This is a genomic window from Kribbella sp. NPDC043289, from assembly GCF_056436705.1.
This window is the reverse complement of sequence record NZ_JBWKCB010000001.1, coordinates 906,772-926,559: the sequence shown is the minus strand read 5'-3', so window position 1 is coordinate 926,559 and position 19,788 is coordinate 906,772. Positions and strand designations below refer to the sequence as shown.

The following is a 19,788-nucleotide window of genomic DNA, read 5'->3' as shown; positions in this document are numbered from 1 at the left end:
CCGACCAGCTGCTCAAACGTTAGAGCAGAACGCTAAACCTGCAGATTGCCTGTGGTCAATCGTTTGAGCACGGACTTTTGCGCAGCCACCGCAGAATCCTGATCTGCAGCCGCGCGGGACTCGCGGGCTGTCAGCGGCTACGAGTGCGGGCCGCGGTGAAGACCGTCAGCCGCGGCGGCGCGGGCGGGCGGTGGACTCGCGGACGACGAGTTCCGGTGGCGGGTCGGTGACGACCTCGTTGGAGGTCTCCCCCGTCTCGATGCGCCGGATCACACTCCGTACGGCGGTGCGCCCGACGGTGTAGAACTGCATCCGCACCGCGGTCAACGGCGGCCAGGTGTTCTCGGCGGTCCAGGAGTCGTGAACCGTCACGACGGACAGGTCTTCCGGCACCTTGATGCCGGCCTTCCGCGCTTCCCCGATCAAACCAACGGCAGCGTTGACGTTCGCCACCACGATGCCCGTCGGCTTCGGGTCCAGCGCCATCAGCCGACGCAGCGCCGTACGTCCGTTGTCGACCGTGTAACCGGCGCGGGTCTCGTACTCCTTCGGCACCCGAACACCCGCCGTGGCGAGCGCCAGCTTGTAACCGGTGCGTCGGCGCTTCGCGGTGAACGACCGCGGCAGCCCGTTGGCAAAGGCGATCCGCTCGTGTCCGAGCTCGAGCAGATGCTCGGTCGCGACGCGCGCGCCGTTGTGGTCGTCCAGCGTGACCGACCCGGTGTAGCCCGGGCTCGCCGAGTTCACCAGCACGATCGGCGCCTGCGTGCTGAGCAGGGCACCGAGACCCGCGGGAGGCACGCCGTCACCCACCTGCAGGGCCATGCCGTCGACTCGCCCCTCACCGATCAGGCGCGAGATGACCTCCCCACCCGGCCGTACGTCGTCCGAGCGCCCGAGCAGCACCGTGTACCCGCGCTCCGTCGCCTCGTCCTCCGCGCCGTGCATCAGCTCGGTGAACAGCGCGTTGGTGATGTCCGGAACGACCAGACCGACCACCTGCGTCCGGGCGGACTTGAGCGCGCGCCCGGCGAAGTTGGGCCGGTACTGCAGTTCATGCGCGGCGTCGACGATCCGCTGCCGGGTCTCCGCGCTGACCCGCGAGTCCGGGGCGTCACTGAGCACGCGCGAAACGGCAGAGATCGAGACGCCGGCGCGGGCGGCGACATCACCCAGGGTGGCCATGCCGCCCACCCTACTGACGCGCCCCCCGCCTCCCCCATCAAGCCTCCCGGACACGCCGCCTTTACCCGCCATCTGGTCTCCCCACGGCGGGACCGGTGAGCATGTCGGTCCCGTGGCGCACGTGGCCCTGCGCTCCGAGACGTGGGGCCGCGCGGGAGCTACGGAGCACCTCGCCGTCAATGCGGATCGGGCTGCGGGTCGTGGTCAGCCGGAGTGGCTCGCCGCCCGGCTCGGCGGGCGGACGCTCCACGACCTGCGTCATCTCAACGGCCGCGAACTCGGGCGACGCGAGCAACTCCTCGAGGGTTTGCAGTGGCGCGCAATCGATACCTGCTTTGGTGAGAAGCTCCAGCCAGTGCGCGGTTTTCGCTGTCGTGAGCCGAGTTGCCGGATCGGAGTCGCCCAGCACTCGACCCAGCTCATCCCGCGTCGACGCGATTGCCAAATATCCATCAGCAGTTCGATACAGACCGTTCGAGCGGTCAGCCTTCATCCTGTTGAGTCGTGCGGTGAGTGACTCGAACTGCAGATCGAGCATGCCTTCGAGCAGACTCGTCTCGACCAGCCCACCGCGGCCCGTGCGCGCCTTGCGCACCAGCAGTGCGGTCACGCCCTCCGCAAGATGACAGCTCATCAAGTGATCGGCAAGCGAGAGCCCGACCGTCACGGGACGGTCGGCGCCACTCGCCCACGCAAGACCAGAAACCGATTGCGCCAGCAGATCCTGCCCCGGGCGACCCGACCACGGCCCGTCGGCGCCGTACCCGGAGGCCGCCGCATACACGAGCCCCGGATTGAGCGCCCGCACCGCGTCGTAGTCGAGCCCGAGTCGCTCCATCACCCCCGGACGGAAGTTGTGGATCAGTACGTCGGCCCGCGCCACGAGGCCCTTGACGCGCGCGAGGTCCCCGGGATCCTTGAGATCGGCAACGACCGCTTCCTTGTTCCGGTTCATCGCGTGGAACGAGACCGTGTCCTCGTCCGCCCACCGCCCCGCGAACGCGAGCGTCCGGCCGATCTCGCCCGTCACGGGACGCTCGATCTTGATCACCCGCGCGCCGAGATCGGCCAGTCGCAGTGCTGCGACCGGACCGGCCAGGAACTGGCTGAAGTCCAGCACCACGACTCCCGCCAACGGAAGCTCCGCGTCCTGCATCCCGTCCCCCGCTCGTGCCGCGCCGACCTGCTCAATCGTTTGCGCAACGATAGGCCGCGGCTTCCGCAGGGGCAACCGATCCGTCCACCATTCAGGCAGCCCGGCGGCGTTCCGGGAGCACATACAGCGCCAGGACGACCAGCATGGTCACGGCAGCAACGACTCCGGCAGCGCGGTAGCCGTCGACGAACGCAGTACGGACCTGGTCCAGAAGGACGGCGTCGTGCCCCGTGGTCGCGAGCCGGAAGCCGTCGACCCAGGACCCGTCCGCGTGACCAGCCGCCGCGGACAGCCTGGACCGATACACGACCGTCGCCAGACTGCCGAGGACGACCAGTCCAGTAGCGATCCCGATCTCGTTCGCGGTCTGCGCCAGCGACGCGGCCGAGCCGGCCTGCTCCTGCGGTGCATGCGAAATGATGTCGTTCATCAGGAACGGGAACGCTGCCCCGACACCGGCGGTCGTCAGGATGGACCCGCACACCACCACGGCGATGCCGGACCGCCCGACCGGGAGCAGCGCGAACGGCACGAACCCGGCAGCCATCACGAGCAGACCCCCGAGTACGACGTACTTCGGGCGGAACCGGTGGCCGAGCCAGGGACCGGTGTTCGACGCGATGATCATCGCCAGCATCGACGGGATCATCCACAGCGCCGCGGTCAGCGGTGACAGGCCAAGTGCCGACTGCAGGTAGAACGCCGCGAAGATCGACGTACCGCCCATCAGCAGCGCGGTCAGGAACAGCACCCACATCGCGCGGCTCACGCCGGGCCGTCGCAGCAGCGACAGATCGACCAGCGGGTGCTCCAGTGCGTGCTGACGCCGTACGAACAGCACGCCCAGAACGACGCCGATCGCTCCGAGGCCGATCGCCTCCCAGACGGTCGCACCGTTGACCGCCCACTTGAGCGTGGCCACGAGCGTGAGGATCGCGGCGAGGCAGAGCGCGGCGCTACGCAGATCGATCGGTGCCGTGACCTGGGTCTGCGACTCGGGCAGCAGCCGCGGCGCCGCCAGCACGGTCACCAGCATCACCGGTACGCCGAGCAGGAACACCGAGCCCCACCACCAGTACTGCAGCATCACGCCACCGATCAGCGGCGCGACCGCCATCCCGGTGAGGAAGCACGTCATGTACGCACCCATCGCGGACACCCGGTGCTTCGGATCCGGGAACAGCTGGCCGATCAGCGCCATCGAGGCCGGCATGATCGCCGCGCCGGCGATGCCCATCACCGCCCGGGTCGCGATGATCATCCAGGGCGCGGTCGAGAACGCGGCGACGGCCGAGGCGATCGCGAACACCGCCGCGCAGGCGACGATCAGCCGCCGCCGGCCGATCCGGTCCCCCACCGCCCCCATGGTGATCATCGTGCCGCCGACCATGAACCCGTAGATGTCGTTCATCCAGAGCAACTCGGTGGGCGACGGCCGCAGGTCAGCGGCCATCCTCGGCAGCGCGACGCCGAGGACACTGATGTCGATCGCGATCAACAGCGACGGCAGGGCCAGCAGCGCCAGCGCGAGACGCGGACTACGGGAGCGTCCGGCCACTGCGGCGACCGGTTCGGGCGTGGTCGTCATAAGAATTCCCTCTCGAGCAGGTTCAGGCGGACGGCTGCGCAGGCTGATAGTGCGAAACCACGACCTGGCCGTCGAGCACGACCGTGTCGACGTGCCGCAGACCGCGCCGGCTGGCCGGGTTCGGGAACAGCGGGCGACCACCACCCAGTACGACGGGGTGCACGGCGATGTGGAACTCGTCGATCAGCCCCAGGTCAGCCAGCGCCCCGGCCAGCGCCGACCCGCCCGTGAGCAGCAGGTCCTGCCCCGGCTCGGCCTTCAGCTCGGCGACCTGCTTCGCCAGATCGCCGCTGATCACCCGGCTCGTCCACTCGTCACCCTCGTAGCTGCGCGAGAACACGATCTTCGGGGTGGCCCGCCAGAACGGCGCGAACGCGAGCGTGTGCGGGTCGTCGGTGATCGACTCGGCGTTCGGCCAGAAGCCGACCATCATCTCCCAGACCGGCCGGCCGAACAGCAGGGTGTCGACGGTCTTGTCCAGATTCTCGGAGTACGCCGACAGCTCGGGCCCCATCACCGGCCAGTCGAACTCGCCGTTCGGCCCGTCCACGAACCCGTCGATCGAGGTGTGCACCCAGTAAACGACCTTGCGCATTTCTGCCTCCTCCAGAGTGTCTTTGCCCCCTGGTCGGAGCCGGTCACGGGTTCTTGACATCGCCGGCGCAAGAAAAGGGCGGCCGCTGGCGGGCCGCCCTTCGAGAGAACTCTCCTCAATCGGTGGTGACGGGGTGTTCACGGCGCCATTCGCGGCCGGCCACGGCGCCGAGCGCGACGGCGACGACGACCAGGACGGCAACGATCACCCACTCGAGCGTGCCGCTGCCGTGGTCCGGATCCCAGCCGGTGAGCAGCTCGATCCATTCGCGGCTGATCAGCGTGATCAGAGCGAGTACCAGGGCTGCCGCGGAGAAACCGGCCTGCAGCCAGAAACGCCGTCGTACGGCGGAACGTGAGTGCATCATGCCGGCACCTCCCAGACACCGCGGCTGCGCGTTCCGACCCGGAGTACGTGCGCTGCTTCGTGGAAGAGCAGGTCGACCGCGAGGCTGTTCGGTAGGCCGGTGCCGTAGACCGACCAACTGCCGCCGGCGTCCACAGATTCGAACACCCCGACGTCGCAGGCCACCCAGACCCGGTCGTCGCGGCCGGGATCGGTGATCACCGCGTTCACGGGGATGGCCGGCAGGTTCGCGGTCACGTCCGTCCAGTGCGCGCCCGAGGCGTCGGACCGGAACACCGCGCCCGGGTTCGAGAACGTCACCCAATACCGGTTCGCGTTCCGCGGGTCGACCAGCAGGTCACTGATCCAGCCGTTGCGCGGGCGAGGTAGCGTCTCGGGGTCGCTCCACTTCCCGTTGGCGAAGCTGATCCGGGAGACGTCGCCCTCGATCGTGCCGACCAGCACCGTGCCCGGCTCCGGGATGGCGAGCGCCGAGGCGATCGACCGTTGACCGCCCTGCAGGTCGATGTCGTCCCAGTTGTTACCTGCGTCCCGCGAGAGGTGCACCGTGTGCCCGGCCTTGACCACCACCGAACCGTTGACCTCCACCGGTGGATAGAACAGCTGGCCCGGCGCGTTGGGATCGCCAGGAGGAGTCACCGTTCGCCAACTGGCGGGGTCTCCGCGATGATCCGAACGCTGCAGGTGCATGTGGTAGTAGGAGTGGTAGCAGACGTCAGGGCGCGACAGGTTGGTCCCGCAGTCGCCGCCGTCCCCCAGACCCACCTGCGTCCACAGGTCGGGCGACTCCCGGCGAATCGTGCCGTTGTCCTGCAGCCCGGCCAGCATCCAGATCTGCTCGTCCGGCCGCTGTGTCAGGTACTCGACCTCGCTGATCGCGAGCCCCGCGTTCAATGGCCGCCAGGTGTCGCCGCCGTCCGGACTCCGGAAGATGCCTCCGTCACTCCCGGCGTAGATCACCGTCGGGTTCTCCGGGTCGAAGGCCATCGTGTGCTGATCGGGGTGGATCGAGTCGCCCTGTCCGATCCGCGTCGAGATATCCGTAAATTGCCAGGTGTCGCCGGTTCGTACGCCGCGCACGAGCTCCTTCGCGCCCAGGTAGATCGTGGTGTCGCCGTTACCAGGAACCGCGACGTACCAGTCGTAGGAGGCCTGGTCCACGGCGAGGACGTCGTCGACCAGTTGACCGAGGCTGAACGACGGCAGGTCGATGCGCACCCAGGGCGCCGTCCGGCCGGGCCGATGCCAGAGTCGGGCCATTCCCCCGGTCGCCGCGAACACGAACGCCTGCCCGGGGTCGGACGGGACATGGGCGACGGCCATCCGCTCCCTGGCCGGATCGAGCGCGGGCAGACCCGGCAGGTTCACCTTCGCGAACGCGCCGCCGTTCTGCGCGGCGAACAATCCGTCGGGCGCGGTCAACAGGATCTCCTCCACGCCCGCGTGATGCTGGGCCAGTGAGATGTCCCAGGTCATCCCCCGGTGCAGCAAGGACCAGGTGGCGCCACCGTCGGGTGTCTCGGCCGCGCCGCCGGTCGTTGCGACGAGCAACCGACCGCCGCCGGCCGGATCGACCACGATCCGGTAGAAGCCGACCCCGGCGAACACCTGCTCGGCGACCTGCGCCCAGCTCGAACCACCGTCGTGCGAGATCAGAAGTCCCTGGCCGAGATGGAAGTACTCCGAGTTGCCCTCGCCGGTGCCCGCGTAGACCGTCGACGTGTTGGACGGGTCGAAGGCCAGCGCACCGATCGACAGCGTCGGCTGGTCATCGATTCGCGGCGCCCAGTGCATGCCGCCGTCGCGTGTCTCCCAGATCCCGCCGGCCGCGCTTCCGACCAGCACTCGGCCGGGGTTGTTCGGGTCGACGGCGATCGCCGACACCCGTCCGCTGACCGTCACGGAACTGCCGGGACCGGTGCCGTACGTCTGCCCGTGCGGGATGCCGGCGGGACCCAGCGAACGCCAGGTCAACTCCGGCGGCGGAGGTGCGGCGCCGAGCAGCGTGGCGCGATCGCGCATCGCTTGCACATAGGACTGTGTTGTCGCCGGCCGTTCCCCGGCGACGGCGATCCTGAGCGGCTGCGCCTCGTAGCTCAGGCCACGTGCGTCCAGGAACGCCGCCTGCCGGAGGAAGACCTTCCGGCGGACACCCCGTTCCCCCTCTGCGCGGCCACTGGTCGCCAGCTCGCCCTCGCGCTCATCGAGGTCTGTCGGACCCTTCATGTGTGTCGCCCCCCTGCGCTGTGTTACCCGTGGTCCTCCGGCTCGCTCCCGGTCGCCGGCTCGTCGGCGCCAACGTCCGAATCATCGGCCGTGTGGTCCGCGGAATCAGCGGCGTCGTCTGCCGAGTCGTCAGCCGAGTCGACAGCAGAGTCGTGATCGAGGTCGAGCTCACGGTGCTCCGTCAGTCCGCGCGATTCCTCGAACTGCCGGCGCCGGTCCTCCGCCCGGCCACCCGGACGGCCGGGCTCGTGCTCTCTGTTCCCCATGCCATCTCCTCGGAGCTCCGGCAACGCCAGACCGGCCCGCCACAGCCGGGCCCGTCGATCGGCCGACACTCGACGCCGCGCAGATACCCCCGCGGTCCCCTCCCGCGATCGGCGGCGTACACAACTCAGACTCGCACCGGCGCCGATGAGGCGCAAGGGTGCACCGCCCCAGGCCGATCCACCCGAGAAGTTCGAGCGCTTGCTCGTTGCCGCAAGCAACGACGGTGACACCTGACGTGTCCGGGAACCACGTCAGCGCTTCGGGTTCCGGCGGGCGCGTTCGACGGCGTACACGGCGGCCTCGGTGCGGCGTTCCATGTCGAGCTTGCGCAGCAGCGAGGAGACATAGTTCTTCACGGTCTTCTCGGCCAGGAACATGGTCTGCGCGATCTGCCGGTTCGTCTTGCCGGCCGCGATCTCGTCGAGGATGCGGCGTTCCTGCTCGGTCAGCGACTGGTACCGCGGGTCCTCGTTCGAGTCGGCCGACTGCCGCAGCCGGTCGAGCACCGCCTTCGTCATCGCCGGGTCCAGCAGCGATTCGCCGGCCGCCAAGCGGCGTACCGCGCCGACCAGATCGGTGCCGCTGACCTGCTTCAGCAGATACCCGGCGGCACCCGCCATGATCGCCGTGAACAAGGCCTCGTCGTCGGAGAACGACGTCAGCATCAGACAGGCCGGCGGCTCGGCCATCAGCGAACGGATCTCCCGGCACACCGTGATCCCGTCGCCGTCCGGCAGCCGAACGTCGAGTACGGCGACATCGGGCCGCAGCGCCGGCACCCGCGCGATCGCCTGCGCGGCCAGCGTCGCCTCGCCGACCACGTCGATGTCCGGCTGACTCTCCAGCAACAGCCGCAGTCCGAGCCTGACGACCTCGTGATCGTCGAGCAGGAACACCTTGATCCCCATGTCACCTCGCTCACCGCTGCTCCGACACTGCTCCCCGCTGCTTCTCCGCGACCCAGCGTAGCCGGGTGGTCCGGCCAGGTCATCGCTTCGACGTTTTCCGAACGCCCGGCCGGTTCCTCAAGGCGAGGCTATTCCGTACGGTTAGTGACGTGGGCGATACACCGGGAAGCCGGGACCGGCTCTGGGACAACGACGCGATGCGGTTCACCGGTCTGTCACGCGTCCGGCTCGACGCTTTGCTGCAGGAGTTGCTCGGCCGGGTCGACGAGATCATGGACTCGCAGGACCGGCTCCGAGCGCTGCTGGACGCCGTGGTCGGGATCGGCACGGACCTGAATCTGAACAGCACCCTCGACCGGATCGTGACCGCTGCGTGCGATCTCGCCGGCGCCCGGTACGGCGCACTCGCCGTGGTCGGCCGAGATGGCAAACGATTGAGCAGATTCATCACGCACGGCGTCACCGACGAGCAGACCGCAGCGATCGGGCCGATTCCCCAAGGGCATGGCCTGCTCGGTCTGCTGATCGACCAGCCGACGTCGCTGCGCCTGCACGACCTGGCCGAACACCCGACGTCCCACGGCTTCCCGGCGAACCACCCCCGGATGCGTAGCTTCCTCGGCGTTCCGATCCGGATTCGGGACCAGATCTTCGGCAACCTGTACCTGACCGAGAAGGCGTCCGGTGCGGACTTCACCGAGCAGGACGAGCGCAACGTCACCGCCCTCGCCGCCGCGGCCGGCGTCGTCATCGACAACGCCCGCTTGTACGCCGACACCGAACGCCGCCGGCGCTGGCACGAGGTCACCGTCGAGATCACCCAGCTGATGCTCGGAGAGTTCGACCCCAAGGACATTCTCCAGCTCGTCGCCCGCCGGGCTCGGGAGGTCTCCGCCTCCCGCATCGGTGTGGTGCTCCTGACCGACGACGACGGGCTCGTGATCGAGGCGATCGACGGACCCGACGACCTGCAGCGGTACGTCGGACGGCGGATCGCGGCCGACTTCCCGGTGCTCGGTGACGCGGCACGGGGCGACAACCAAGAGGTGGTCGACGATCTCGCCCAGGTGCTGAAGGACATCGGGCCGCCCGTCGACGATCTGCCGGAGGTGCTGTCGCTCGGGCGTGCGGTCATGGCACCGATCCCGGCCGGCAGTCACGCGACCGGTGGACTGCTGCTCGTGGCCGCCGAGCGCGGCGCCGTCCTCGGCGTCACCGAAGGCACCGACCTGGTCAAGATGTTCGCGAACCAGGCGACCCTGGCGCTGGACCGCGCGCAGGCCCAGCGTGACCAGGCGATGATCGCCGTCCTCGAGGACCGGGACCGGATCGCCCGCGATCTGCACGACCTCGTCATCCAGCGGCTGTTCGCGACCGGCCTGCAACTGCAGTCCATGCAGCATCTCGTCCAGCCGGAGGCCCGGGGGCGCATCGGGAATGCCGTCGAGGACATCGACACCACGATCCGGGACCTGCGCGCGGCGATCTTCGAACTGTTGCACCAACCCGGCCGCAGCTCGCTGCGATCCGATGTCCAGTCCCTCGCCGCGGAGTACGCCGAGCCGCTCGGTTTCGCGCCGCGGCTCAACTGCGTAGGACCGCTCGACACCGTCGTACCGACCGTGGCGCGACCGCAGATCCTGGCCACGATCCGGGAGTCGCTGTCGAACGTCGTACGCCACGCCCGCGCCACCGCGGTCACCATCGATGTGGTGGTCACCGGCAACGAGGTTGTCGCCCGGGTCGCCGACAACGGGGTGGGAATCGGCCCCGGCGAGCGGCAGAGCGGCCTCCGCAACCTCCGCGAACGGGCGGAGGCGCTCGGCGGCTCGGTCAGCGTGCGCCCGAACGAACCCCACGGCACCGTCGTAGAACTCACCGCTCCACTCGACGCGTAACCTCCCCGTGCCCCTCCGGCCCTCGAGACCGGCACGAAAGCCCCCGCAGATCCGGGACCGTCGCCTCTGCTGACAACCGTTCCTGCTCCGTCAGACTTCTCTCCGGTGGTCGCAAGGACCACGTTCGGAAAGGGAGATGATGATGTAGTACCTCGTTGGGTTGGCGGTCGCTCGGTCGTGCTGATCGGGTGTTCCGTGCCGACCGACTCCGGTTCGGAGCCTGGGGCAACGAAAACCGCCGCGGCCGCGACCCGGAACGATCCGCGCCCGGTGCAGCCCGGCAAGGCGTTCACGCTCGGGAAGCACCAGCTGAACGCCGGCTGGAAGGTCGTCTACCAGGAGTACCTCGGCACCAAGGTCACCGGCACCGTGACAAACGTGTCGAAGTCCACCAGCACCGCCTTCTTCCACGTGAAGTTCCTGAACGGCAAGAGCGTCGTCGCCAACATGCAGTGCGCGTCCGACGACCTGGAGCCGGGACAGTCCCAGCCGATCGAGTTCCTGAACACCGTTCCCGGCGAGGGCAAGCTGCCGAAGTACACCAGCGTCACCGCCGAGGCCGATTTCTGAGCCTTGCCGGGTCCGGAACTGCGGGTCGACGATCACAACCAGGGGTGGGCGCTGCCGCACGGCAGCAGGCTGAGGGGTGGGAATGAGCGAGACATACACCAGCGACGACGAACCAGGTGACCAGCAGGCCGGGCTCTGGAGGGTCAAGCTGACCTTCCGGGCCGGGGGCATGACCGAGCAGGCGATCGACGATCTGTGCACCAAGCTCGAGGCGGAACTCATCGAGCAGCTCGGTGACCAGCTCTCGCACCCGATCTTCCTGATCGGCGGCCCGTTCCCCGACCACGAGTCCCTCGCGCACTCACTGGCCGAGGACATCTGACGGACACACCCGGCAGCCGGCTCCAGTCCATGGAGCCGGCTGACGTACTGGACGCCGCCGGCCGGGCCGCGCTGAACCGGTCGATCCAGGCGGCCGATCTGCGGGCCGATGGCGAGGTCATCCGAAGTCCCAGCCCTGCGGCTGACCCGTCGGAGGTACTTGGTTGCCTGGAGCATCACCACTCGACGCCGGCCATGTTCGCCCCCCATCGTGTTCGCGTTCCTGGTTCGATCGGACCGTCAGCCACGCCCTAGCTCGGAGCTCGCCGTCGGTGCTTTCCCCGCTGGTCCAGTTCGCGTTGCACGCGGAACCGGTAGACCTGCAACCTGATGTTGAGTACCCGCGCCCGGCCCTCGCGCTGCTGCCACCGTTTGTCGACGATCTCCTCGATCGTCGCCAGGGCACCGACCAGATCCTCGGTCGCCCAGTTGTCCAGGCGTTGCGCGCGCGCCAGCCGATCCAGATACTGCGTCCCCACCACTGGTTCATCCCCGGCAGTCATGACAATCGCCGCCCTCGGACCCTCTGGACACCAGAGTGAGAACGGCGAGACGATCATGCATAGATGGCACCTGACCCCCCAGGGCGTAGTAGCTTCGCCGCCGGGGTCCAGGGCAGCCTCAATGGACACCAAACGCTACCGCTCGACCCCGGGATGTCAAGTAGACCTGAACTCCCGGGCCGGACGGGGTGCAGCCGATTCGGTCCGCGGGACCCCCTGATACCCGCGGACCGAATCACCCCTCCGAGCCGGTCAAGAGGTCAATGGCTGTCGAGCGTCCCCAGGGCCGGGGCCACACCGGCGCGACGGTCGAGTTCGTACTGCAGCCGGCGCCGGTAGATGGCCAGCCTGATGTCGACCGTGCGCACCCCACTGCGCAACCGTGGCCGCTCGGCATCGAGTACGTCCATCACTGCCAGTGCGGCACGCAACTCGCTCGACGGCCAGGACGACAACCGCTCCGAATGGGCGAGCCGATCCAGCAGATCCGCACGTTTCCGTTGCGCCACAGCGCTCAACTCCTCGGGAGTTTTCTCCGCACCGAGGTCCAGGGCACGTGCCGTCAACACCTCGACGATAGCCCTGCCCGCGGCCTGGGACCAGAACGTCCGTAATACCCTCCGATAATCGTTGGCCGCGCCTACAGATCCGCGGAATGCGACAAACGATTGAACCTCGGTGGACCGCCCGGCAGCTGCGCCGACTGCCTGGTGGCCGGGCGGCGCCGGCAGTAATCTGGGAGCACTAATCCAGGCACGCCCCAGACCCCGGCGCCGACAGATCAGCGCCTTGGGGAGGGCACGGTGCACCGATCGTCTGATGACGCGCGGTCGCCTGCCGCGGGGATCGCGGCACGCGGTCGATCACTGCGGCTGTTACCCGCACAATCGCCCGAATGGGTGATCGTGCAGGTGATGCGGGACGCCCAGGGTCCGGAGTGGACTCCGGCGTCGGCGGCCGACCGCCTGATCGATCGGGTACCGGACCCGCGGGTACTCCGGCATGCCCGCGCGCATCTACGGACCATCGCCGGCAAACGGGTGACGATCCACCGATTGCGCGCGGTCGCCACCCTCAACCTGGCGATCCACCGCCTCGAGGACGGTACCCCTCCGGTCGCCGCCCGTAGTGCTACAGCGGCATCAGACGGGGGTTGACGGGTCGTGGTCGAGCCGACCCAGCTCGCGCTCGGGCAAGCGCTCGCCGACGCGGCCTGTTCCACAGCGTTGCCGCACGCTGCGCGAGTGCTGTCGCCGAGCTGCATCGATTGTGCACCAGTTTACCGCGACCGAGCCGGAGGTAGGACATGGACGACGCGGACGTCATTGTCGTCGGGGCAGGACTGGCCGGACTAGCGGCCGCGATCACACTGCAGTCCGCCGGACTTCAGGTCGCGCTGCTCGAGCAGGCCGACGAGGTCGGCGGCCGGGTTCGCACCGATGAGGTCGACGGCTTCCTCCTCGACCGCGGCTTCCAGGTGCTGCTCCCGGCGTACCCCGAGCTCCGGCGACTGCTCGACCCGGCGGCTCTGGATCTGAGGCCCTTCAGCCGCGGAGTCCTTGTTCAGGGCCGCGACGAGCGCTGGGACCTCGGTACGGCGTACCGGGACCGGAGCACTGTCGCGTCGCTGGCGCGGTTCGCCGGCAAGCGACCGCTCGACGCGCTCGCGGTCGGTGCGTTCAGCGTGCGCGACGCGGTCGTCGACGCGGCCCGGCTGCGCGGCGCGACCCCGAGGGAGACCGGACACGAGCTTCGTCGGTGGCATGTCTCGTCGCGCACGACCGAGGAGATCTTCCAGCCGTTCCTCGCCGGGGTGTTCCTCGATCCGGACCTGACGACGAGCTCCAAGATGTTCCACCTGCTCTGGCGATGCTTCGTCCGAGGCGGCGCCGCGGTTCCGGCCGGTGGCATGCGCGCCCTGCCGGAAGCCCTCGCGGACCTGCTCGTCGACGACGCGCTCCGACTCTCCACCGGTGTCGAGTCGATCGAGTCAGGCCTCGTCCGAACGGCGGGTTCCACCACCCCGCTCAGTGCCCGGGCCGTTCTGGTCGCGACGGACGGCACGGACGCCTCCGGACTGCTCCCGAGCGTCAGCGCACCCGAGTGGCGCGGCGTCACGACCTGGTACTTCGCGGCGCCGGACGCACCGCTCCACCGGCCGACCCTCCTGCTCGACGGCGCCGAGGGCTCACTGATGAACACCGTCGTGATGAGCGAGGTCGCCGCGACGTACGCACCGCCGGGCCGCGCCTTGATCGCCGCCTCGGTTCCGAACACGGCCTTCAGCACCGACGGAGCGCTCGCCCTGCTGGGCCGTCTGTATCAGACCTCCACGGCGGACTGGGAGCTCATCAAGGAGTACCGCATTCCGCGGGCACTCCCCCGGATGACGTCGAACCATCTCCTCACCCACCCCGCCAAGGTCGGCCCCGGCCTCTACGTCTGCGGAGACCATCGCGACACCAGCTCGATCCAGGGCGCTCTGTTCTCAGGCCGGCGCGTCGCGACCGCGGTCGTGCAGGACCTGACGCGTCACTGAGGAGAGTCTGCCGTTCGGCCGAGGACATGCCGGAGCGTGTCCTCGAGCTCGGGACGGCGGAACGTGTGCGCCAGATCGGTCAGGCGGCTCGGCAGCACTCGCTGGGATGCCAGCGCCAGTTCGTCGGCGCCTTCCTGGCCGAGGAGAACGCGCGGGCCGATCGAAGGAACGCGGAACAGCGCGGGCCGCCGGAGCACGCGCGCGAGCGTCGCGGAGTACTCGCTGTTGCGTACTGCAGTGGGCGCAACCGCGTTGACCGGGCCGGACAGACGGTCGTCGTAGAGCGCGCGGTGGTAGATGTCCACGAGATCGTCGATTCCGATCCACGACTGCCACTGGCTGCCGTCTCCCAGCGGGCCGCCGAGGCCGGTTTCGAAGAGCGGGTACTGCAGCTTCAGGACGCCGCCGGCCGGCGTTTGCACCAAGCCGGTCCGGACCTTCACGACGCGCAGACCGCCGTCGATCGCAGGCTGGGTCGCCTGCTCCCAGTCGTCGACCAGGCCGGCCAGGAACCCGTCACCACGGTCGCTGGTCTCGGTCAGTTCCTCGTCACCACGGTCGGGACCGTAGTACCCGATGGCTGAGGCGCTGACGAAGACCTTGGGGCCGTTCTCGGTCGCGGCGGCGGCTTCGGCCAGGGCGCGCGTCGGTCCGATCCTCGACGCTCGGATCGTGTGCCGATGCGCGTCGGTGAAGCGGCCGCCGATCGAGGCGCCGGCGAGATGGACGACAGCATCAACGCCCTGCAGCAGGGTCCGGGACGGTAGCTCCGGGTCCCAGAACCGCTCGTCCGGGTTGTCGGTCGGGCGCCGGACGAGACGGATGACGGTGTGTCCCGCCGTACTGAGCAATGCGGTGAGGGCCTGGCCGATGGTCCCGTTGCTTCCGGTGACGGCAACGGTCAGCGAACGCATGCCACCATCGACAGCGCGGTGCAGCGCGGACAGGTCGTCGGCGAGCTGCCGGTGCCGGTACGCGAGCATGGACTTCAGCAGCAGTCCCGGCACGTTGCTGTCGATCCGGTCGGTGATCCGCGTGCGATCCGGACCGAGCGCCTCGAACTCGTGGGTATGGCGCCAGCGCACAGCCCAGCGCAGCGGGGCCGAGTCGAGTTCGTCGACGAAGCGCTCGGGGGCCTCTGCACCACCGTGGCGAGCGACCCAGCGCAGCCCGAGCGGGAACCCGAGCACGGCCACACCGTCCGACAGGGAGTCGGCCTCCTGCTCGATCCGCACCGGCATCCACGGCGGGGTCAGCCGCACGATGGCGCCCGGCCGCCCGTGCCAGCCGTAGACCTCGTCCCGCGGAAAGTCCACCACACTGCTCTTGGTCAGGCCCACGACCACGATCCTTTCCTCGGCTGGGACGAGGCGCGTAGCTCCCGTCTGCACCACCTTTGCACAACTTTTCTGGTTGGTGCTGCATCCGGCCCGCCGACTCCCGCGGAAGAGGAGAGAAGAACCCGATCCCTAGGAGGGCTTCATGTCCGTGCGACGAGTCACTGCCCTGCTCGCCACCGGCCTCTTGGCCGCCATCGCCCCAGCCGTGGCTGCGACCGGCGCCGAGGCCAGACCGACGGCGACAGCGACCGTCTCCGTGCTGCACGCCGTGCCTGGTCCGACCGTCGACGTGTACGCCAACGGCAAGGCACTGCTCACCAACTTCAAGCCAGGTACCCTCACCGACCCGGTCAAACTCCCCGAAGGCACCTACGACCTGAAAGTGACCGCGGCCGGAGCCGGACCGAAGGGTGCGGCGGTCATCCAGGCGAACGACGTCAAGGTGCCCGGCGGCGCCAACATCACCGTCGTGGCGCACTTGTCAGCGGCCGGCAAGCCGGTTCTGACGCCGTACGTCAACGATGTCTCGAAACTCGCGGCCGGCCAGGCGAGGATCACCGTGCGGCACGATGCGGCGGCGCCCGCTGTCGACGTCCGCGCGGGCGGCAAGCCGGTGTTCAAGGGGCTGACCAACCCGAAGGAGGCGAAGGCCGATCTGCCGGCCGGCACGGTCAAGGCCGACGTCGTGCTCGCCGGTACGTCGACGGTCGCCATCGGCCCGGCCGACGTGAACCTCAAGGAGGGCACGAACACGATCGTGTACGCCTGGGGCAGCGCGTCCGGCAAGAACCTGAAGCTCGCCGTACAGACGATCTCCGGCCTGCACGGCAACCCGTCCGGTGTCCCGGGCGGTACCGGCGGTCAGGCCGCCGAGGTCGGCAACTCGAACAGCTCGCCGTGGCTGATCGGCGCTCTGGCGCTCGCCGGTCTCGCCGTGGTCAGTCTCGGTACGGCGGCGATCCGGGGGCGTGCCCGGTCGTGATCCGGCGTCGTGGTGCGGCCGTCCTCGTGATGGCCGCACTCCCCCTCCTCGGCCTGACCGGCTGCGCGGCATCGGACGGTGCCGTCGCCGGCGACCGAAGCGGGCGGGCGGAGCAGTCAGCTGCCACCCCTCCCCCGGCAGCGTCGCCAGCTCCGTCCGCTCGACGCCCTGAACCGGCGTACGGCGGAATTCGGACCCACTCCGCCGACCTGTCCACGACCGCGAGTACGGCGCAACCGCTGCGCCTGCGACTCGCGTCCGTGCGGATCGACGTACCGGTCGTCCCGGTAGGAGTCGCCGCGGACGGACAGATGCAACTCCCACCGAATCCGGCGACGATCGGCTGGTATCGGTTCGGTCCCAGCACCGCCGATACCCACGGCTCCGTGGTCCTGGGCGGTCACGTCGACAGCAAGCAGTACGGCGTCGGGCCGCTCGTTCGGCTCCGCACGCTCCGGGCCGGCGCGGCTGTGGTCATCGGACTGACCGACGGCACGGCGACGACGTACCGGGTCCAGAGTGTCCAGGACATTCCCAAGACGAGCATGGCGTTCGACCAGGTCTTCGACCGGGACGGCGCGCGGCTGCTGCGGATCGTCACCTGCGGCGGGCCGTACGACCCCGACCGCGGCGGCTATCAGGACAACCTCGTCGTCACGGCAGTCCCCGTATGACGCGGGACCTGTCGGCGAGCGTCGGACCGTGGGGTTTCGCTAGAGTTCCGAACGTGACCAGTACCGGGGCCGGGGAACCGTCTCCCGCGGACATCGCGAAAGGCTTGGCCGCCGGCCGCGAGGACAGCCTCGCGGATGCGTACCGGCGCTGGGCCGGCCTGGTCTTCACGCTCGCCCTCAAGGCGCTCGGCGACCGGGACGACGCGGAGGACGTCACCCAACAGGTGTTCGTGTCCGCCTGGCGCGGGCGGCACAGCTTCGACCCCGATCACGGTCAGCTCGGCGCGTGGCTGACAGGCATCACCAAGCACCGGATCGCCGACCGGCTCGCCACCCGGCACCGCGACCACCGCAACGCGGCGGCCGCGGCCGACCTGCTGGACGCCGAGGCGGCACCCGAGCAGGTGGACCAGCACACCGTCGATCGAGTACTGCTCGCCGACGAGATCGCGAGGCTCGACGATCCACGGCGAACGATCCTTCGGCTCGCGTTCTACGAAGACCAGACGTACCCGGCGATCGCGGAGCAACTCGCGTTACCGCTCGGGACCGTGAAGAGTCATGTCCGGCGCGGCCTCCTGCACCTGCGGGACCGCTTGGAGGAGGTGAAAAGTGACGACACATCTCGATGAGGAGCTACTGGCCCAGTGGGTCATCGACGGCGACATCCCCGATGACGCCGCCACCGATCACCTCCGGCGGTGTGCCCCCTGCAGCGAACGCTTGGCCGAACTGCGCACGATCGCGGGCGACCTCGGCGAACTCCCCCGGCTGGAGAACCCACCGAGCCACGTCTGGGACCGCGTCGGCGCCGAGCTCGGCTTCCAGAACGGCCGCGGGCACGCCCCGGCGATCGACCGTTCGGCGCCCGCGCAAACCGCCGTACCTGCTGAAGATGGGCGGCGTGGGTGGCGGCCGACGCGTACGGCGTTCGCGATCGCGGCGAGCGTTGCGGCGATCCTCGGCGCCGGTGCGGGAATCGTCGGCACGCGGTTGGCGACCTCGGACAACGCGGCGCAACCGACCACCGAGGCGGCGATCAGGCTGGAACCACTCGACGGCAAGTCCGGCGCCGGTAACGCCGACCTGGTCCGGGACGCCGGCGGCAGCCAGCTCCGGGTCACCGCCAGCGGCCTCAGCAAGACGCCGGGTTTCTACGAGGTCTGGCTGATCAACGAGGACGGCAAACGCATGGTCTCGCTAGGCGTCCTGGACCCCAGCACCGGCGGAACCTTCCAGGTCCCCACCGGCCTGACCAGCCAGGGCTACCGGATCGTCGACGTCTCACTGGAACCTGACGACGGCAATCCCGAGCACTCACACGACAGTGTGGTCCGGGGTTCGCTGCCTGGCTGAGGAGCGGTAGACGTCGATGACCTGGGCGACGGCCGCGTCGAGGTCATCGAGGTCGCGGTCGGGCCGCAGCCATCCGGGACCGGCCGTCAGCACCTGGTGCCCGTGGCCCTCGACGCGTCGTCTCAGCACGCTCTGGCCGGTCCGCCGGATGGTCGTCCACAACACCACCACGGCCGGCGCGGCACGGTCGGCCGCGGCCAGGATCGCCGCGTCGTTGCCACCCGCGGCGAGGGCGATCACCGGGATACCGCGTTCGAGCAGTACGGCGCGCAGTACCGTCAGCGGGACGGTATGACGCTCGTCCGGGCAGGGCACCAGCAGGCACGGCGTCCCGTGGTGCTGCAGTCCGCGACGCACGATGTAGCGCTCGATCGCTTCGTCGACGGTGCCGGCCAGCAGGACGGTCAGGTCGATGCAGTCGCCGGCATCCGCGAACCGCCGTTCGAGCTCATGGAACGCGGGCGCGACCACCTCGGTCCAGACGCGGGCTATACCGCGACTCTCGATCGACCGGTCGAGCATGTCGGCCATGGCGGCCACGTGGTACGTCTCCGCGGACGACAGCAAGGCGCTGGGTTCGGACACGGCCGGTCCGATCGGCGCGCTGAGGCGGGCGGCGTCGACGGGCGACGTACCGCCGGCGATCAGCGCGATCATCTGCCGCAGCCGGGCGACGTCCTCGGCGGAGTAGCGCCGATGCTGACCGGCGCTGCGTAGCGAGGGGCCGATCCCGTACCGGCGCTCCCAGCTCCGGATCGTCACGGTAGGGACGCCGAGCATCTCCGCGACGCGCCCCACCGGCCACACCACCTCCCCCGAGGCGGTGTACTGCGTGGTGCCCGAGCGACTTGCCATTTCACTACGATGTCACGAAACCCGCCCGCCGACACCGCTCTTCCCGGACTTCGTCAGGCGGTCCAACGGCTCCGAGTCCTCGACAGCGTGACGATCGGACCCGTCGGCGCGCGCATCCGTCAGTTCGGCGATCGTGGGTATCTGCACCGAGTCGGCGAAGTAGAACCGGCTCAGCGCGGCCCGGATCCGATCCCGCCGCCGGTGCGGCCGGACGACACCGTTCGCATCAGACGATCAGCACCCGGCAGGCCCAGGTGATGGTGTTGATCGACATGTGGAGTGCGTGGCGATCGGGTCGTTGCCGCTGTTCAGCCACCGGCGAAGAAGAAGAAGAAGAAGAAGAAGCCACCCGCCTTCGCGGCGTAGACCGGGAACAGCGGGAAACCGACCACGTTTCGCTCGGTCCGGCCGGGCCGCGGTACTGCGTGTGCTTGTGGTACAGCCTCCAAACGTGCTGGA

General features: G+C 69.3%; 22 protein-coding genes. 9 read left to right on the top strand and 13 right to left on the bottom strand.

Annotated elements, in window-relative coordinates:
* Nucleotides 1-165 precede the first annotated feature (165 nt).
* The 8 genes from AC0662_RS04310 to AC0662_RS04275 all read right to left on the bottom strand — a co-directional run bounded on the left by AC0662_RS04310 (nucleotide 166) and on the right by AC0662_RS04275 (nucleotide 8,291).
* The gene (locus AC0662_RS04310; protein WP_452200362.1) at nucleotides 166-1,185 is read right to left on the bottom strand and encodes a LacI family DNA-binding transcriptional regulator; all 1,020 of its coding nucleotides are present in this window, start codon (nucleotides 1,183-1,185) and stop codon (nucleotides 166-168) included.
* Nucleotides 1,186-1,246: 61 nt separating this feature from the next.
* A complete protein-coding gene (locus tag AC0662_RS04305; RefSeq protein WP_478298442.1) occupies nucleotides 1,247-2,308 on the bottom strand; it encodes a CaiB/BaiF CoA transferase family protein in 1,062 nt (353 codons plus the stop codon).
* A gap of 124 nt (nucleotides 2,309-2,432) precedes the next feature.
* The gene (locus AC0662_RS04300) at nucleotides 2,433-3,929 is read right to left on the bottom strand and encodes an MFS transporter (protein WP_478298440.1); all 1,497 of its coding nucleotides are present in this window, start codon (nucleotides 3,927-3,929) and stop codon (nucleotides 2,433-2,435) included.
* Nucleotides 3,930-3,951: 22 nt separating this feature from the next.
* On the bottom strand, nucleotides 3,952-4,524 hold the full coding sequence (locus AC0662_RS04295; RefSeq protein WP_478298438.1) for a dihydrofolate reductase family protein: 573 nt from the start codon (nucleotides 4,522-4,524) through the stop codon (nucleotides 3,952-3,954).
* 115 nt (nucleotides 4,525-4,639) lie between these two features.
* Nucleotides 4,640-4,891 carry a hypothetical protein gene (locus AC0662_RS04290; protein WP_478298436.1) on the bottom strand — a complete coding sequence of 84 codons (252 nt, stop codon included), beginning with the start codon at nucleotides 4,889-4,891 and terminating at the stop codon, nucleotides 4,640-4,642.
* On the bottom strand, nucleotides 4,888-7,116 hold the full coding sequence (locus AC0662_RS04285) for a WD40/YVTN/BNR-like repeat-containing protein (protein ID WP_478298434.1): 2,229 nt from the start codon (nucleotides 7,114-7,116) through the stop codon (nucleotides 4,888-4,890). The genes AC0662_RS04290 and AC0662_RS04285 overlap by 4 nt, the downstream gene beginning before the upstream one ends.
* A 23-nt stretch (nucleotides 7,117-7,139) precedes the next feature.
* On the bottom strand, nucleotides 7,140-7,382 hold the full coding sequence (locus AC0662_RS04280) for a hypothetical protein (RefSeq protein WP_478298432.1): 243 nt from the start codon (nucleotides 7,380-7,382) through the stop codon (nucleotides 7,140-7,142).
* Between the two features lie 252 nt (nucleotides 7,383-7,634).
* The gene (locus AC0662_RS04275; RefSeq protein ID WP_478298430.1) at nucleotides 7,635-8,291 is read right to left on the bottom strand and encodes a response regulator; all 657 of its coding nucleotides are present in this window, start codon (nucleotides 8,289-8,291) and stop codon (nucleotides 7,635-7,637) included.
* A gap of 149 nt (nucleotides 8,292-8,440) precedes the next feature.
* Between AC0662_RS04275 and AC0662_RS04270 the strand changes: the two genes are divergently transcribed.
* The 3 genes from AC0662_RS04270 (at nucleotide 8,441) to AC0662_RS04260 (ending at nucleotide 11,081) form a co-directional block, all read left to right on the top strand.
* Nucleotides 8,441-10,189 (top strand): sensor histidine kinase, encoded by a 1,749-nt coding sequence (locus tag AC0662_RS04270; protein ID WP_478298428.1) that lies wholly within the window; start codon nucleotides 8,441-8,443, stop codon nucleotides 10,187-10,189.
* 195 nt (nucleotides 10,190-10,384) lie between these two features.
* Nucleotides 10,385-10,759, top strand: a complete 375-nt coding sequence (locus tag AC0662_RS04265; protein WP_478298426.1) for a hypothetical protein — start codon at nucleotides 10,385-10,387, stop codon at nucleotides 10,757-10,759.
* 82 nt (nucleotides 10,760-10,841) lie between these two features.
* Nucleotides 10,842-11,081 (top strand): hypothetical protein, encoded by a 240-nt coding sequence (locus AC0662_RS04260; RefSeq protein WP_452200381.1) that lies wholly within the window; start codon nucleotides 10,842-10,844, stop codon nucleotides 11,079-11,081.
* Between the two features lie 250 nt (nucleotides 11,082-11,331).
* Here the strand turns inward: AC0662_RS04260 and AC0662_RS04255 are convergent, their stop codons facing one another.
* Together AC0662_RS04255 and AC0662_RS04250 are read right to left on the bottom strand one after the other, a co-directional pair.
* Complete coding sequence (locus AC0662_RS04255) at nucleotides 11,332-11,562, bottom strand: hypothetical protein (RefSeq protein ID WP_452200383.1); 231 nt, start codon at nucleotides 11,560-11,562, stop codon at nucleotides 11,332-11,334.
* A gap of 281 nt (nucleotides 11,563-11,843) precedes the next feature.
* Nucleotides 11,844-12,149, bottom strand: coding sequence for a hypothetical protein (locus AC0662_RS04250; RefSeq protein ID WP_452200385.1), 306 nt, complete (start codon nucleotides 12,147-12,149; stop codon nucleotides 11,844-11,846).
* Between the two features lie 333 nt (nucleotides 12,150-12,482).
* On the opposite strand from AC0662_RS04250, the gene AC0662_RS04245 reads away from it, so the two are divergent.
* Nucleotides 12,483-12,740, top strand: a complete 258-nt coding sequence (locus tag AC0662_RS04245) for a hypothetical protein (RefSeq protein ID WP_478298423.1) — start codon at nucleotides 12,483-12,485, stop codon at nucleotides 12,738-12,740.
* Nucleotides 12,741-12,889: 149 nt separating this feature from the next.
* Nucleotides 12,890-14,122, top strand: a complete 1,233-nt coding sequence (locus AC0662_RS04240; protein ID WP_478298421.1) for an NAD(P)/FAD-dependent oxidoreductase — start codon at nucleotides 12,890-12,892, stop codon at nucleotides 14,120-14,122.
* On the opposite strand, the gene AC0662_RS04235 is transcribed toward AC0662_RS04240, so the two are convergent.
* Entirely contained in the window at nucleotides 14,116-15,462 is a 1,347-nt protein-coding gene (locus AC0662_RS04235; RefSeq protein ID WP_478298419.1) for a TIGR01777 family oxidoreductase, read from the bottom strand. The two genes, AC0662_RS04240 and AC0662_RS04235, sit on opposite strands and share 7 nt — an antisense overlap.
* A gap of 142 nt (nucleotides 15,463-15,604) precedes the next feature.
* Between AC0662_RS04235 and AC0662_RS04230 the strand changes: the two genes are divergently transcribed.
* From AC0662_RS04230 to AC0662_RS04215, 4 genes are read left to right on the top strand one after another with little or no spacing between them, the layout of a single operon-like run.
* Nucleotides 15,605-16,444 carry a DUF4397 domain-containing protein gene (locus tag AC0662_RS04230; protein WP_478298417.1) on the top strand — a complete coding sequence of 280 codons (840 nt, stop codon included), beginning with the start codon at nucleotides 15,605-15,607 and terminating at the stop codon, nucleotides 16,442-16,444.
* Nucleotides 16,441-17,118 (top strand): class F sortase, encoded by a 678-nt coding sequence (locus tag AC0662_RS04225; RefSeq protein ID WP_452200395.1) that lies wholly within the window; start codon nucleotides 16,441-16,443, stop codon nucleotides 17,116-17,118. Before AC0662_RS04230 ends, AC0662_RS04225 begins: the two co-directional genes overlap by 4 nt.
* A gap of 53 nt (nucleotides 17,119-17,171) precedes the next feature.
* Nucleotides 17,172-17,750 (top strand): RNA polymerase sigma factor, encoded by a 579-nt coding sequence (locus AC0662_RS04220; protein WP_452200397.1) that lies wholly within the window; start codon nucleotides 17,172-17,174, stop codon nucleotides 17,748-17,750.
* Nucleotides 17,731-18,474: an anti-sigma factor gene (locus tag AC0662_RS04215; protein ID WP_478298415.1), complete on the top strand. Its 744-nt coding sequence runs from the start codon at nucleotides 17,731-17,733 to the stop codon at nucleotides 18,472-18,474. The genes AC0662_RS04220 and AC0662_RS04215 overlap by 20 nt, the downstream gene beginning before the upstream one ends.
* Here AC0662_RS04215 and AC0662_RS04210 read toward each other — a convergent pair.
* The gene (locus AC0662_RS04210) at nucleotides 18,436-19,329 is read right to left on the bottom strand and encodes a MerR family transcriptional regulator (protein ID WP_452200401.1); all 894 of its coding nucleotides are present in this window, start codon (nucleotides 19,327-19,329) and stop codon (nucleotides 18,436-18,438) included. The genes AC0662_RS04215 and AC0662_RS04210 overlap by 39 nt on opposite strands.
* Before the next feature lie 308 nt (nucleotides 19,330-19,637).
* Entirely contained in the window at nucleotides 19,638-19,778 is a 141-nt protein-coding gene (locus AC0662_RS04205) for a hypothetical protein (protein WP_478300222.1), read from the bottom strand.
* Nucleotides 19,779-19,788 lie beyond the last annotated feature (10 nt).